Source organism: Lacticaseibacillus porcinae (genome assembly GCF_003946305.1).
Taxonomy (GTDB): domain Bacteria; phylum Bacillota; class Bacilli; order Lactobacillales; family Lactobacillaceae; genus Lacticaseibacillus; species Lacticaseibacillus porcinae.
Map to the genome: position 1 here is coordinate 84,342 of NZ_RHNS01000001.1, position 12,769 is coordinate 97,110.

12 protein-coding genes are annotated in these 12,769 nt (G+C 47.9%); all 12 read right to left on the bottom strand.

Features of this window, described 5'->3' with window-relative positions; genetic code table 11:
- Nucleotides 1-41: 41 nt before the first annotated feature.
- The 12 genes from dnaK to rimP all read right to left on the bottom strand — a co-directional run bounded on the left by dnaK (nucleotide 42) and on the right by rimP (nucleotide 12,563).
- A complete protein-coding gene (gene dnaK / locus EKM92_RS00390; RefSeq protein ID WP_125706810.1) occupies nucleotides 42-1,901 on the bottom strand; it encodes a molecular chaperone DnaK in 1,860 nt (619 codons plus the stop codon).
- A 243-nt stretch (nucleotides 1,902-2,144) separates the two neighbouring features.
- Nucleotides 2,145-2,702 carry a nucleotide exchange factor GrpE gene (gene grpE / locus EKM92_RS00395; RefSeq protein ID WP_125706811.1) on the bottom strand — a complete coding sequence of 186 codons (558 nt, stop codon included), beginning with the start codon at nucleotides 2,700-2,702 and terminating at the stop codon, nucleotides 2,145-2,147.
- A 14-nt stretch (nucleotides 2,703-2,716) separates the two neighbouring features.
- Nucleotides 2,717-3,763 carry a heat-inducible transcriptional repressor HrcA gene (gene hrcA / locus EKM92_RS00400; RefSeq protein WP_125706812.1) on the bottom strand — a complete coding sequence of 349 codons (1,047 nt, stop codon included), beginning with the start codon at nucleotides 3,761-3,763 and terminating at the stop codon, nucleotides 2,717-2,719.
- A gap of 156 nt (nucleotides 3,764-3,919) precedes the next feature.
- Nucleotides 3,920-5,065 (bottom strand): radical SAM family heme chaperone HemW, encoded by a 1,146-nt coding sequence (hemW, locus tag EKM92_RS00405; protein WP_125706813.1) that lies wholly within the window; start codon nucleotides 5,063-5,065, stop codon nucleotides 3,920-3,922.
- On the bottom strand, nucleotides 5,065-6,006 hold the full coding sequence (gene ribF, locus EKM92_RS00410; protein ID WP_125706814.1) for a riboflavin biosynthesis protein RibF: 942 nt from the start codon (nucleotides 6,004-6,006) through the stop codon (nucleotides 5,065-5,067). Before ribF ends, hemW begins: the two co-directional genes overlap by 1 nt.
- Entirely contained in the window at nucleotides 5,993-6,913 is a 921-nt protein-coding gene (gene truB, locus EKM92_RS00415; protein ID WP_125706815.1) for a tRNA pseudouridine(55) synthase TruB, read from the bottom strand. The genes ribF and truB overlap by 14 nt, the downstream gene beginning before the upstream one ends.
- A 154-nt stretch (nucleotides 6,914-7,067) precedes the next feature.
- Nucleotides 7,068-7,415 (bottom strand): 30S ribosome-binding factor RbfA, encoded by a 348-nt coding sequence (rbfA, locus tag EKM92_RS00420; RefSeq protein WP_125706816.1) that lies wholly within the window; start codon nucleotides 7,413-7,415, stop codon nucleotides 7,068-7,070.
- 35 nt (nucleotides 7,416-7,450) lie between these two features.
- Nucleotides 7,451-10,255, bottom strand: coding sequence for a translation initiation factor IF-2 (gene infB / locus EKM92_RS00425; RefSeq protein WP_125706817.1), 2,805 nt, complete (start codon nucleotides 10,253-10,255; stop codon nucleotides 7,451-7,453).
- Between the two features lie 22 nt (nucleotides 10,256-10,277).
- Nucleotides 10,278-10,580: a L7Ae/L30e/S12e/Gadd45 family ribosomal protein gene (locus tag EKM92_RS00430; RefSeq protein WP_056963294.1), complete on the bottom strand. Its 303-nt coding sequence runs from the start codon at nucleotides 10,578-10,580 to the stop codon at nucleotides 10,278-10,280.
- Nucleotides 10,577-10,882, bottom strand: a complete 306-nt coding sequence (gene rnpM, locus EKM92_RS00435) for an RNase P modulator RnpM (protein WP_125706818.1) — start codon at nucleotides 10,880-10,882, stop codon at nucleotides 10,577-10,579. Before rnpM ends, EKM92_RS00430 begins: the two co-directional genes overlap by 4 nt.
- Before the next feature lie 9 nt (nucleotides 10,883-10,891).
- A complete protein-coding gene (gene nusA, locus EKM92_RS00440; protein ID WP_125706819.1) occupies nucleotides 10,892-12,067 on the bottom strand; it encodes a transcription termination factor NusA in 1,176 nt (391 codons plus the stop codon).
- A gap of 22 nt (nucleotides 12,068-12,089) precedes the next feature.
- Entirely contained in the window at nucleotides 12,090-12,563 is a 474-nt protein-coding gene (gene rimP / locus EKM92_RS00445) for a ribosome maturation factor RimP (protein WP_125706820.1), read from the bottom strand.
- Between the last annotated feature and the right edge of the window lie 206 nt (nucleotides 12,564-12,769).

A 12,769-nucleotide genomic window follows, 5' to 3' on the forward strand; every position in this document is an offset into this window, starting at 1 on the left:
GTTTCACGCCAACATCAGTGAGAAACTCTGTCATGCAGAGACTACTTCTTGTCGTTGACGTCTTTGTATTCGCCATCGATGGTGTCGTCATCATCAGACTTCTTGTCAGCACCGGCTGCATCAGCAGACCCTTGGGCATCACTAGCTTGTTGGGCTTGTTGTTCCTTTTGAGCTTGTTCATACAACTTGACCGTCAAGTCTTGAACGATCTTGTTCAAATCGTCGCGCTTGGCTTTCATGTCTTCGATGTTGTTTTCTTGTTGAGCCTTCTTCAAGGCTTCCTTAGCATCTTCAGCCTTCTTGATCTCGTCGTCAGAAACCTTACCCTTCAAGTCTTTCAAAGTCTTTTCGGTTTGGAATAAGAGTTGGTCGACATCGTTCTTTAAGTCCACTTCTTCTTTGCGGGCTTTGTCGGCTTCTTCGTTTTCCTTAGCTTCTTTCATCATGCGATCGATTTCGTCATCGGATAAACCACTAGAACTCTTGATGGTGATATCTTGTGACTTGCCAGTGCCCATATCCTTAGCGGAAACTTGGACGATCCCGTTTTTATCGATGTCGAACTTGACTTCGATTTGTGGCACGCCACGAGGGGCAGCTGGAATGTCTGTGAGTTGGAAGCGACCCAACGTTTTGTTGTCAGCAGCCATTGGACGTTCGCCTTGTAAGACATGAATGTCAACGGCAGGTTGGTTGTCAGCAGCGGTTGAGAAGACTTGGGACTTGGAAGTTGGAATCGTGGTGTTACGATCGATCAACTTGGTGAACACACCACCCATGGTTTCAATACCAAGAGACAATGGGGTCACATCAAGTAACACAACGTCTTTCACATCACCGGAGATCACGCCACCTTGAATAGCAGCCCCTAAGGCAACGGCTTCATCAGGGTTGATGGAGTGGTCTGGTTCTTTGCCAGTCCAAGACTTAACGGCTTCTTGAACGGCAGGGATCCGAGTAGAACCACCATTTAAAATGACTTTGTCCAAGTCGTTGGCAGTTAAACCAGCATCCTTTAACGCATTATCAACTGGGATCTTAGTCTTTTCAACTAAGTCTTCAGTCATTTGATCGAACTTGGCCTTAGTCAAAGTCCGTTCCAAATGCAGTGGGCCGTTGGCGCCAGCTGAGATAAATGGTAAGGAGATTTGCGTGGAGGAAACGCCAGACAAGTCTTTCTTCGCCTTTTCAGCAGCATCCTTTAACCGTTGCATGGCCATCTTGTCTTTGGACAAGTCGATGTTGTTGTCAGCTTTAAATTCTGCGACTAACCAGTCGATGATCTTGTTATCAAAGTCATCGCCACCAAGCTTGGTATCACCGTTAGTGGACAACACTTCGAAGACGCCATCGCCTAATTGAAGAATGGAGACATCAAAAGTCCCACCACCAAGGTCATAAACTAAGACTTTTTCATCAGCGTCGCCTTTATCCAAGCCGTATGCCAACGCAGAAGCAGTTGGTTCGTTGACGATCCGAGAAACGTTTAAGCCAGCGATTTTACCAGCATCTTTAGTGGCTTGACGTTGGGAGTCGTTGAAGTATGCAGGTACCGTGATAACGGCATCAGTGACATCTTCGCCTAAATAATCTTGGGCAAAGCCTTTGATGTATTGTAAGATCTGTGCAGAAATTTCTTGAGGGGTATAGTCTTTGTCACCGACTTTGACCGTGTAACCGGCTTCGCCCATGTGACGCTTGATGGACACGATGGTATCTGGGTTAGTGATAGCTTGGCGCTTAGCCACTTCACCAACTTGGATCTCGCCGTCTTTAAAAGCGACGACTGAAGGCGTGGTACGGTTGCCTTCTGGGTTTGTGATGATCTTTGGTTGGCCACCTTCAAGCACCGCAACTGCGGAGTTGGTGGTCCCTAAGTCGATCCCAATAACTTTACTCATTGTTCTACCTTCTTTTAAAATTGATTAACAAATTTACCAGAGCTTTTGGAAACGATCTTGGCAGATCGGGTAGCCTAGCTCAGCGGTTTGACCCGCACTTTGGGTCGAACCGCCGAGCGTAGCTAGCCGTGTCTGCGTTGTTTTCAAAAACTCAACGACTGATACCGTAAAAGCTTTGGTTCCCAGCCAAGCACAAGCAAGCACGACCAGGTGCAAACTTGTGCTTGACTGAGAACCCCTGCCTTAGTTGGCGACAACCACCATCGCAGGACGCAACACACGATCTTTCATCTTGTAGCCTTTTTGTAAGACTTGCACGATGGTGTCTTTTGGATGATCGTCATCTGCAGGCACGGTTTGCACGGCTTGATGCATCGTCGGATCAAACTTGCCAACTGCCGGTACGGCTTCGACTTTGTTGTCTTTCAATGCAGCTTCAAGATGGGTGTAAACCATTTCGACGCCTTTTTTCAAAGGATCAGCGTCATCAGTGGATGAAGCCAAAGCCCGTTCCAAGTTGTCGAGCACTGGCAACACTGCCGTGGCGAGCTTTTGGCCGTCGTATTGTAACAGTGATGCCCGTTCTTTATTGAAACGGTTGTTCATGTTGCTGATTTCAGCTGCAGCGCGCAAGTACTTGTCTTCGAAGTCATCGCGTTCTTTTTGCAACGCGTCGATGTCTACATCTGACGTTTTAACTTGGTCATCGAGGTCGGCTTTCATTTCCGCTTCGATTTCTTCTTTTAATGAAGGTTCAGGTTGCTTTTGATCCTTCTTTTTTGCTTCAGGTTGGTCTGCCATAAGCGGCCTCCTTCTTATTGATCAAAATGTGAATAATAATCGGTCAGCCGTTTGGCGAGCTCTTCGCGAAAGGCGTCAAGCAAGCCGATCATTTTCGAATACGGCATTTGTGTCGGTCCCAGCAAGGCGATCATCCCAGTGCCGTGGTCGCCGACAGAGTAACTAGCGGTGATCACCGACAAGTCGTCCAAGACATCTGGCGTTAACTCCTGACCCAGATGGACTTGCACGTCTTGTTTTGAGGAGATCGGCCCGATCAAGCGATTGATATCGCTGGTGTCGTCGTCAAACAAGCTGAAGATCTGCTTGACGCGACGAACATCGGAATCATCCAAATAATCCATCAGATTCAACCGCCCGCCGACATAAAAGCGTTCTGCTGCGGCTTGTTTCAACACACTACCGAAAATGTCTAAGAACCCATCAGGGCTAGACATGTACTGGAACAACAGCGCCGGCACATCAGTGGTGAGCTTTTGGGCGACTTGCGCCAGCGGCAAACCCACCAGTTGGTCATTGACAATGCGGATCGCCTTTTCCACTTCTTCGGAATCGACTTCACCAGGCAGTGTGAACAATTGGTTAACGACATTGCCGTTGTTGGTGACTAAAATTGCCATCACTTGATGATTGCCAAGCGGCACCATGCGAAAACCAGTCAATTTGAGTTGCGCAACTTCAGGACCAAGGGTGATGGCCGTGTAGTTGGTTAAGTTGGATAAGATCCGCGCCGATTGGGCAACGATTTCATCCATTTTGTAAAAGTGGCCACCGAAACCTTGCTGAATCGCGGCGATTTCGGCAGGTTCTGCCTGCGCCGGTTCGACTAAGTTGTCAAGGTAAAAGCGGTAGCCTTTGGTCGAGGGCACGCGCCCTGAGCTACTGTGCGTCTTAGTGATCAAGCCTGCTTCTTCCAAAGCTGCCATATCATTGCGGATCGTTGCGGAACTGACATGGATCGGCAGTTCTTGCATTAAGGTCTTAGACCCGACTGGCTGATTGGTTTCAGTGAAGGAGCGGATGATCTCTTTTAAGACGAGCAGTTGGCGTTTCGTCAACATATTGCCACCTTCTTCTTAGCACACAGCACCATAGGAGTGCTAACTAACAATTACTATACTAGCAACCCACGTTAGCATAGTCAAGGGTAGAGTGCTAAAAAGTCGAGTTTTTCCTATTAAATCGGGCTTAGGACTGACTAGCCCTAAGCCCGAGACTTAGACAAGTGGATCATCTAATAGAAATTGTTGGAACACTTCATTGCCTAAAAACATGCCTTGGTTAGACAAACGCACTTGATCGCCATTGAGTTCGACCAAACCTTGTTGTTTGAGATCATCAAGCAGTTCGCCGTAAACATCTTGGATCTGCAAATGAAACTTGTCGGCAAACCGCTTGCGACTAACCCCTGCACGCGTCCGCAACCCTAAAAACATTTCTTCTTCGATTTGTTCTTCAAGTGGCACCAAGTGATGTTCGATCACTGGCAGCTTGTGGTCATGCAGCGGTGCTAAATATTGTTGGATCGGGCCGAAGTTGTGGTAACGATCGCGACCTAAATAGCCGAATGCCCCAGCACCGAAGCCGAAATAATGGGCATTTTGCCAGTAAAGCAAATTGTGCTGGCACTCAAAACCGGGCTTGGCAAAATTGGCAATTTCATATTGTTCGCGACCGTTGGCATGCATCAAATCAATGGCATCTTGATACATGTCGGCTTCAATATCTTGACTTGGCAGCGTCAGCTTGCCTTTGCGCATCAAATTATAAAAAATCGTCTTCCGCTCTAAGATCAGCGAATAGGTCGAGTAATGTGGCAGTTGCAAGGCCAACGCCTCGCGCAAGCTGTGCAAGAAGTTATCGCGACTTTGCCCAGGTAAGCGGAAGATCAAATCGATGGACAAATTCTCAAAACCGACTTTGCGCGCGTTATCGATGGCGGTGTACACATCTTTGACCCGATGGATCCGCCCGATGCGCTTTAAGATCTCATCATCAAAGCTTTGCACCCCGATCGACAAGCGGTTGACGCCGTTATCATGCAAGACTTGCAACTTGTCGGTGTCTTGTAAGTCATTGGGGTTAGCTTCAAAGGTGAATTCCCCATGATCAAAATGGAGGATCTCGCGGATCCCTTTGCACAATTGATCAAGTTGCTTAGGCGTCAGCGTTGTTGGCGTGCCACCACCCACATATACCGTTTCGATCGGTTCATGAGGATATTGCGGCATCACTAATTGCATTTCGCGCAATAACATCGCGACATAATCATCGACAGGTTGCCCTTCAATAAAGACTTTATTGAAATCACAGTAATAACAAATATGCTCACAAAATGGAATGTGGATATATGCCCCTGCCATTAGTTTGCCTCTTTTTCAAGCCAAGCCAGCGAATGGATGCGATCTAATTTAAGTTGATCGATCAACCCTTGTGCCCCGTCAAATTTTACATCACCGCGCAAAAAGTGTAACCATTCTACTACTGCTGGTTGACCATAAATATCATCATGAAAATCAAACAAGTTAATTTCAAGCGTCAACGCCCGACCAGCACCAAAAGTCACATTGCGACCCACTGAGGCCATGCCTGGCACCCACTTTCCGTTAACCTTCAGGCGTACAGTATAAACGCCGATACCAGGCAAACGCTCTGCGTTAGGGGTATCGATGTTAGCAGTTGGAAAACCTAAAGTGCGACCGCGGGCTTCGCCATGCACCACCGGACCAGTCGTTTGATAATGATAACCAAGTAGCCGATTTGCGAGATCGACGTCGCCAGTGTCTAAGGCTTCGCGAATGCGGGAGGAGGAAATCTTCTCACCATCATCTAAATGTGCGGGGACTGAAATAATTTCGAAGCGATCCTGCGCATAATCTGGCAACGTCTGCATATTAGCGATGGCCTTTTTACCATAAGTATAATCAAAGCCAGCGACGACGACTGCTGCATTCAACCCAACTAAATACTGATCAACGAATGATTGGGGATCAAGGCGGGAAAAATCAGGGGTGAAATGAACAAAATACAACACATCAACCCCTAACGTCGCCATTAATTCGATTTTACGGGCGCGCGGCGATAAATATTTCACACTGTCAGCTGGTTTGTTTTGGTAGATCACTGCCGGATGGACATCAAATGTCATCACCGCCAGCGGCATTTGCTTAGCATTGGCCACTTGTTTGGCTTGTGAGATCACGGCTTGATGGCCGCGGTGGACGCCGTCAAAAAACCCTAACGCCAAAACTTGCGGCGCTTGGGGACGATCGACGACTGGAGGTTGAATATCAATGACTTGCATCTAATGGACTTCCTTCGTTGGTTAAATACATCACATCTGGGCGGTATAAAGCGTCTGCTTGTTGATAGACGGCTTTTAAGACACCTTGATAGGTTAAACCGATTTTTTCACTCGTTTGTTTCAATTGTAAAAAGCGCCCATGTTGCACGCGATCCCATTGATCAGCCGTTAAAGCGACTAATGGTAATTCACCATAAGCATATTCGATCGGACGCAGATGTTCGGCGACGGCTTGCGGTGCCGTTTCTGGCGTCAAATCGCGCAAATCAAGGGTTTGATCCAGCGTGAAGCCACCGCTAGCGATGCGCGTCAGTTGACTCATCACTGCAGGGACCTCAAGTTGGCGGCCGACATCAACGGCTAAGGTGCGAATATAAGTGCCTTTTGAGACTTTGGCTTCAAAGGTAAAAGTTTGCACACCGGCATCAGCATCAAATTTCAAGTCACTGGTGCGCTTAAAGCTGTAAACTGTCACTTGCCGGCTCGGCCGTTCAACGGTTTCACCTTTGCGGGCATATTCGTATAAACGCCGGCCATTGACTTTCACCGCCGAAAACATCGGTGGCACTTGGGTGATCGTACCAGTCAAACTTGCTAATGCCGCATCAACAGCATCGTCGTTAAACGGTTTGTCGAGATGTACACGTTCAACTTCTGCACCATCGAGATCTTCAGTTTCAGTGGAGAAGCCTAACGTGACTTCCCCGGTGTAAGTTTTGCCTAACGCCATCAGCGCCGGCACCGCTTTGGTCGCGGCGCCTAATGCGATCGGCAAGACGCCGTCAACGCTAGGGTCTAGCGTGCCTGAATGGCCAATTTTTTTCATATGGATGAGTCGCCGCAATTGCGCGATCACATCAAAGCTGGTCATGCCAGCTGGTTTGTATACTGGGAGAATGCCGTCCATGGCAGACGCTCCTTTCTGATTCAACGTCTTTCATTATACAAGAAAAAGATGTGAGACACCACGACTGCTCACAATTGGTTAGCAAACCACAAACTTTCAGGTCATTTTGAGACACAACAAAAGCGGTAGGACATTTGCCCTACCGCTTCGTTGGTTATTGTTTCTTTTTCAAATCTGCCAAAAGTTGATCGATTCGAGAGCCATAAGCCACAGACTTATCTTGCTCGAATTTGATCTCAGGCGTTTTGAACAACTTGATGCGTTGGCCGACTTCTCGGCGGATCAAGCCAGTGGCCTTATCTAAGCCGGTTTGTGCTTCAGCAATTTTCTTTTCGTCATCGGAAAGAATACTGAAGTACACCGTGGCTTCTTGGAGGTCGCCGGTGAGATTGATGCCGGTGATGGTCACACCTTGCACCCGTGGGTCGTTGACATCTTTTAACAAAATGTCGTCGATTTCACGTAGGATCTGGGTTTCAACCCGACCAATACGATGCTTCATAGGTTTCTCCTTGTGGAATTCAGACCGCGCAAAGCTTACTTAACAGGAACTTCTTCCATGGAGTAGGCTTCGATTTGGTCGCCTTCTTTGACGTCGTTATAACTTGCGATCGTCATCCCGAATTCAAAGCCAGTCTTAACTTCCTTGACATCATCTTTGAAACGACGCAAGGAGCCGAGTTCGCCTTCGTGGATCACAATGCCGTCGCGGATCAAGCGGACTTTAGAATCGCGCTTGATGAAGCCGGAATCAACATACCCACCAATAACGGTACCGACTTTGGAGACACTGATGGTTTCACGCACAGTGATTTGACCGGTAACTTTTTCTTCAAAGGTAGGATCAAGCATCCCTTTCATTGCGGCTTCGACTTCATCGATGGCCTTGTAAATGACAGAGTGCAAGCGGATATCAACATCATCTTGATCAGCTTGGGCTTTCGCTTGCGGCGTAGGACGAACGTTGAAGCCGATGATGATGGCGTTAGACGCACTGGCTAAGGTCACATCAGATTCGTTGATGGCACCAACGGCTTGATGGATGATGTTGACGCGAACGCCTTCAACTTCGATCTTCTTCAAGGAACCAGCAATCGCTTCAACAGAACCTTGAACGTCAGCTTTGATGATAACGTCAACTTCTTTAAGTTGACCTTCCTTCATCGTTTCAAACAAGTTGTCCAAGGTAACGTGAGCGTTAGATTGACGTTCTTTATCTTGAGCGCGCTTAGCACGTTCTTCACCAGCTGCACGGGCAGTCTTTTCATCATCAAAGACCACGAAGCGATCAGCAGATTGTGGCACGTCGTTTAACCCAGTGATTTCCACTGGCATTGCAGGAATGGCTTCCTTGACCCGACGACCGCGGTCGTTGGTCATGGTCCGAATACGACCATAAGTGTTACCAACAACCACAGGATCGCCGATATGCAAGGTCCCTTGTTGCACTAAGACCGTAGAAACTGGGCCGCGACCTTTATCCAAACGCGATTCGATCACGGTACCGACAGCCTTTTGATCAGGGTTAGCCTTGAGTTCCAAGACGTCAGCTTCCAGTAAGATCATTTCCAATAATTCGTCAATGTTCTTGCCGAACTTGGCAGAAATTTCAACGAAAATGGTGTCGCCACCCCATGATTCAGGGATCAATTCGTATTCAGCGAGTTGTTCCATGACATGGTTCGGGTTAGCCCCTGGCTTATCGATTTTGTTAACGGCCACGATAATTGGGGCATGGGCTGCTTTGGCATGGTTGATGGCTTCAATGGTCTGAGGCATCACACCATCATCGGCGGCAACGACTAAGACGATGATATCAGTGATATCTGCACCACGCGCCCGCATGTTGGTGAAGGCCGCGTGCCCTGGGGTATCTAAGAACGTGATCACCCGGTCGTTCAAGCGGGTTTGGTAAGCCCCAATATGTTGGGTGATCCCACCGGCTTCGCCTTCAGTGACATGGGTGTGACGTAATTTATCCAGCAAGGTCGTTTTACCATGGTCAACGTGACCCATGATGGTAACGACTGGCGGACGAGATTGCAAGTTGTCAGTGCTAGTGGTTTCTTCTTCGAAGACCTTATCCAAGTCAGTGATATCTTCTTGGACTTTTTCTTGCGCTTCGATGCCGTAGTCAGTCGCGATCAATTCAATGGTGTCTTTATCCAAAGATTGGTTTTGGTTCACCATGACGCCAAGCATAAACAACTTCTTGATGATTTCTGCAGGTTCGCGGTGCAAGATCTTACCCAGATCTTGCGCATTCATGCCAACCGTGTAAACCAAAGTCTCTGGTAATGGACGATCTTTACGTTGTGGCATTGGTTTCTTCGGTGCAGATTGTTGTTGACGGCGCTTGTTCTTCTTGTTACGACGGTTATTACGGTTGTAGCCGTTACCGTTGTTGTTACCAAAGTTGTTGCGACCGTTGTTATTGCGACCACCACGGAAGTTGTTATTGCGACCATTGTTGTCATTGCCTTGAGGCGCAGATTCAAAATGGTTCCGGGCTGGACGTGGTGCTGCAGTTGATTGTTGCGGTGCTGCAGGCTTAGCACTAGCTTGTGGGCGCGCGTTTTGCGTAGGCCGTGAAGATTGTGCAGGGCGTGCTTGTGCCGCAGGTTTAGCTGCTTGTTGTTGTGCTTGCTTTTGAGCAGCTTCTTGTTGTTGCTTCTTAGCCGCTTTAGCCGCTTGTTGTTGCTTTAATTGTTGAATGAACTTTTCGTCGTTGCCAGCAACTGGACGCGGTTGTGAATTGGCAGCAGTGGCACGACCAGCACGTGGCATTGGGCCAGTTTGTTGGTTACGGTCATTGCGACGGTTGTCACGATTGCGGTTGTTATTGTTGTTTGGACGTCCATTGTTGCTTTGGGCGTTGCGATCGTTTGATCGGTTGTTGTTAGTGTTCGTGTGGTTGTTCTCCCGAATCCCACCTTGTGGGCGGCCGTTATTTTGATTGTTGCGGTTTTGCCCGCCGCGTTGGTTTGATTGTTGTGCGGCATGGGGCCGACGGATCGCAGACTTCGAGATCAAAGTCTTACCATCTTTAGTCTTTTGCGTCGCATGATGGGTGCCAGGCGCTGGCTTTTCTGCAGGCTTAGCGTCTGCTTTTGGCGCTACCGGCTTTGCTTCTGCTTTAGGCGCTGGGGCCGCTTTAACTGCCGGCTTTGCAGCTGGCTGGCTAGTCGCGCCCATCGCTTTTTTAACTGCAGCTTCTTGTGCAGGTTCAATGGTCGATTGATGACCTTTAAACTCGATGCCCGCCTTCGCCGCTGCTTCAATGACAGCTTTTGATGGGACATTCATTTCTTTGGCAAATTCATAGACTCGTTTTTTGCCCATTTCTTCACGCTCCCTGTTTAATTTAGGTGAGCAGCTTTATCAGCTTCTTGGCGAAACCTTGGTCTTGCACGGCAACTGCCGTACGCGGTGCACCGATCGCATCGGAAATATCCAATTTGGTGAAGCTTGAATTGATCGGGACCTCATAAAAGCTACTTTTATCAGTAAATAATTTTTTGGTGTTATCGCTGGCATCGTTAGCGACGATCACTAACTTCGCACTACCATCGCGAATGGCGCTTAAAACGAACCCTTCGCCCATGGTCAACTTACCAGCTCGGCGCGCTAAACCTAACAGATTAGCGGCTTGTTGTTGTGGGGTCATTTGCTTTTGTCTCCGAAGAGTTCCATGCGGGCTTTTTTGTGGTCCACGTAAGCAAACAACTCATCATAAAATGCAGGATCAACAGTTAATTCAAACGCTTTGTCGATCACTTTCTTGGCTTTGGCCTTGGCGATGGCATCAGGTTGCAATGCCACATAAGCCCCGCGACCAGCCGCTTTACCAGTGGGATCGATTGAAACAGTGCCGTCAGCGTTTTTAACGATGCGGACCATTGCTTTTTTAGGAAACATCTCACCACTGAGCAAATCTTTACGCATTGGGATCTTGCGAACTTTTGCCATGATAGCCTCCTATTCTGCTGAATCCGTTGGTGTATCTTCAGCAGGTGCATCAGATGCAGGGGTTTCAGTTTCAGATGCTTGATCGTCAGCAGCTTGTGTGTCATTTGCCACTTGATCATCTTCAGCAAATTCATCATCATCGACGAATTCAACTTCGGATTCTGGCTTGATGTCGATCTTGTAGCCAGTCAACTTCGCCGCTAAACGAGCGTTTTGACCTTTTTTACCAATGGCCAATGACAATTGATAATCAGGCACGATCACGGTGCAAGAGCGGTCGTTGTCTTCGTCGTTGAACTGAACGGCGATGACTTGTGCAGGGTTTAAGGCGTTGGCAATGTAATCCACTGGATCTTCTTCATATTGCACAACATCCATATTTTCGCCAGACAATTCATTGACCACTGCTTGCACACGAGCGCCTTTAGGACCAACAGTGGTGCCGACTGGGTCAACACTTGGGTTGTTGGAGCGGACGGCAAGCTTGGTGCGATCGCCAGCTTCACGGGCGATGCCAGCAATTTCAACAACGCCGTCAAAAATTTCTGGCACTTCTTGTTCAAACAACCGCTTGACGAGGCCTGGGTTGGTGCGAGAAACGAAGACTTGTGGCCCTTTGGTAGCATTCTCCACCTTAGTCACATACACTTTGATGCGATCATGGGCTTCGTAATGTTCGTTTGGCATTTGATCTTGTTTGCCAAGCACGGCTTCGATTTTCCCTAAGTTCACATAAATGAACTTGTTATCGCGACGTTCCACGACACCGGACATGATTTCTTCTTCATATTGAGAATATTCATCATAAACGATGGAACGTTCCGCTTCACGCACACGTTGCATGATCACTTGCTTAGCAGTTTGGGCTGCAATGCGGCCGAAGTCTTTAGGGGTGACTTCAAAGCGGATCTCATCGCCGATTTCATAAGCGCGGTTGATCGCTAAGGCATCTTTTAAGCTGACTTCCAAGCGAGAATCAAACACTTCTTCAGTCACTTCTTTGACAGCGTAGACATGAATGTCACCGCGGTCTTGGTCAAACGTGACTTCAACGTTTTGCGCTTGGTTGTAGTTACGCTTATAAGCACTAGCCAAGGCTTGTTCAAGCGCATCGATGACGATGGCCTTTTTCACGCCTTTTTCTTGCTCTAAGGCGTCAAGCGCCTCAATCATTTCCTTTGACATAATGATCTTCCTTTTCTACAGATTAAAACTCGATGGCTAAGCGCGCTTTGGCGATGGCACTGCGTTGGAATTCTTGATCGAATTTGCGCGCCTTATCCTTGAGCGTCAAAGTCAATGTATCAGCATCAAGCGACTTGAGTGTGCCTTCATAGACTTTCTTGCCATTAACTTTGGAAAACAGTGAAATGTGAATATAATCGCCCACTGCATTTTGATAGTCTTGCTCGTTTTTTAAAGGACGTTCGGCACCAGGGCTTGAGACCTCCAAAAAATAAGCTTGCGGGATCGGATCGGGATCCATGGCGTCGAGCTTTTCAGACAGCGCCTCAGATACCAACACGCATTCATTCAGTGAAATGCCGCCGGTTTTGTCAACGTAAACGCGCAAATACCAACTGCCGCCTTCTTTAACGAATTCAATATCACTGAGATAAAAGCCGTTGTCAGCCAAAATCGGATTCACGATCGCAGACACGGTTTCGACAACTGTACTCATACTTCCCCCCCTTAACTTGTATTGGAGTTGACATCGTCCATGAAAAAGAGTGAGCATCGCTGCTCACTCCTCCGCCGACATCATAATTACTACAACTAATTTACCACATGAAAGCAGTCTTTGCAACTGTTGTGTCAATTGAAAAACTTGACACCATTTGCGGGTGCCGTTGCGGTTCATAAACAAAAAGCTGAGGACTTAAATTT

What these genes read in the sequence shown, in the direction of transcription:
- rnpM (WP_125706818.1), bottom strand. Translation starts at nt 10,882, where the DNA reads ATGGCAAAAGTTCGCAAGATCCCAATGCGTAAAGATTTGCTCAGTGGT.
- EKM92_RS00430 (WP_056963294.1), bottom strand. Translation starts at nt 10,580, where the DNA reads ATGACCCCACAACAACAAGCCGCTAATCTGTTAGGTTTAGCGCGCCGA.
- rimP (WP_125706820.1), bottom strand. Translation starts at nt 12,563, where the DNA reads ATGAGTACAGTTGTCGAAACCGTGTCTGCGATCGTGAATCCGATTTTG.
- rbfA (WP_125706816.1), bottom strand. Translation starts at nt 7,415, where the DNA reads ATGAAGCATCGTATTGGTCGGGTTGAAACCCAGATCCTACGTGAAATC.
- truB (WP_125706815.1), bottom strand. Translation starts at nt 6,913, where the DNA reads ATGGACGGCATTCTCCCAGTATACAAACCAGCTGGCATGACCAGCTTT.
- ribF (WP_125706814.1), bottom strand. Translation starts at nt 6,006, where the DNA reads ATGCAAGTCATTGATATTCAACCTCCAGTCGTCGATCGTCCCCAAGCG.
- grpE (WP_125706811.1), bottom strand. Translation starts at nt 2,702, where the DNA reads ATGGCAGACCAACCTGAAGCAAAAAAGAAGGATCAAAAGCAACCTGAA.
- infB (WP_125706817.1), bottom strand. Translation starts at nt 10,255, where the DNA reads ATGGGCAAAAAACGAGTCTATGAATTTGCCAAAGAAATGAATGTCCCA.
- dnaK (WP_125706810.1), bottom strand. Translation starts at nt 1,901, where the DNA reads ATGAGTAAAGTTATTGGGATCGACTTAGGGACCACCAACTCCGCAGTT.
- hemW (WP_125706813.1), bottom strand. Translation starts at nt 5,065, where the DNA reads ATGGCAGGGGCATATATCCACATTCCATTTTGTGAGCATATTTGTTAT.
- hrcA (WP_125706812.1), bottom strand. Translation starts at nt 3,763, where the DNA reads ATGTTGACGAAACGCCAACTGCTCGTCTTAAAAGAGATCATCCGCTCC.
- nusA (WP_125706819.1), bottom strand. Translation starts at nt 12,067, where the DNA reads ATGTCAAAGGAAATGATTGAGGCGCTTGACGCCTTAGAGCAAGAAAAA.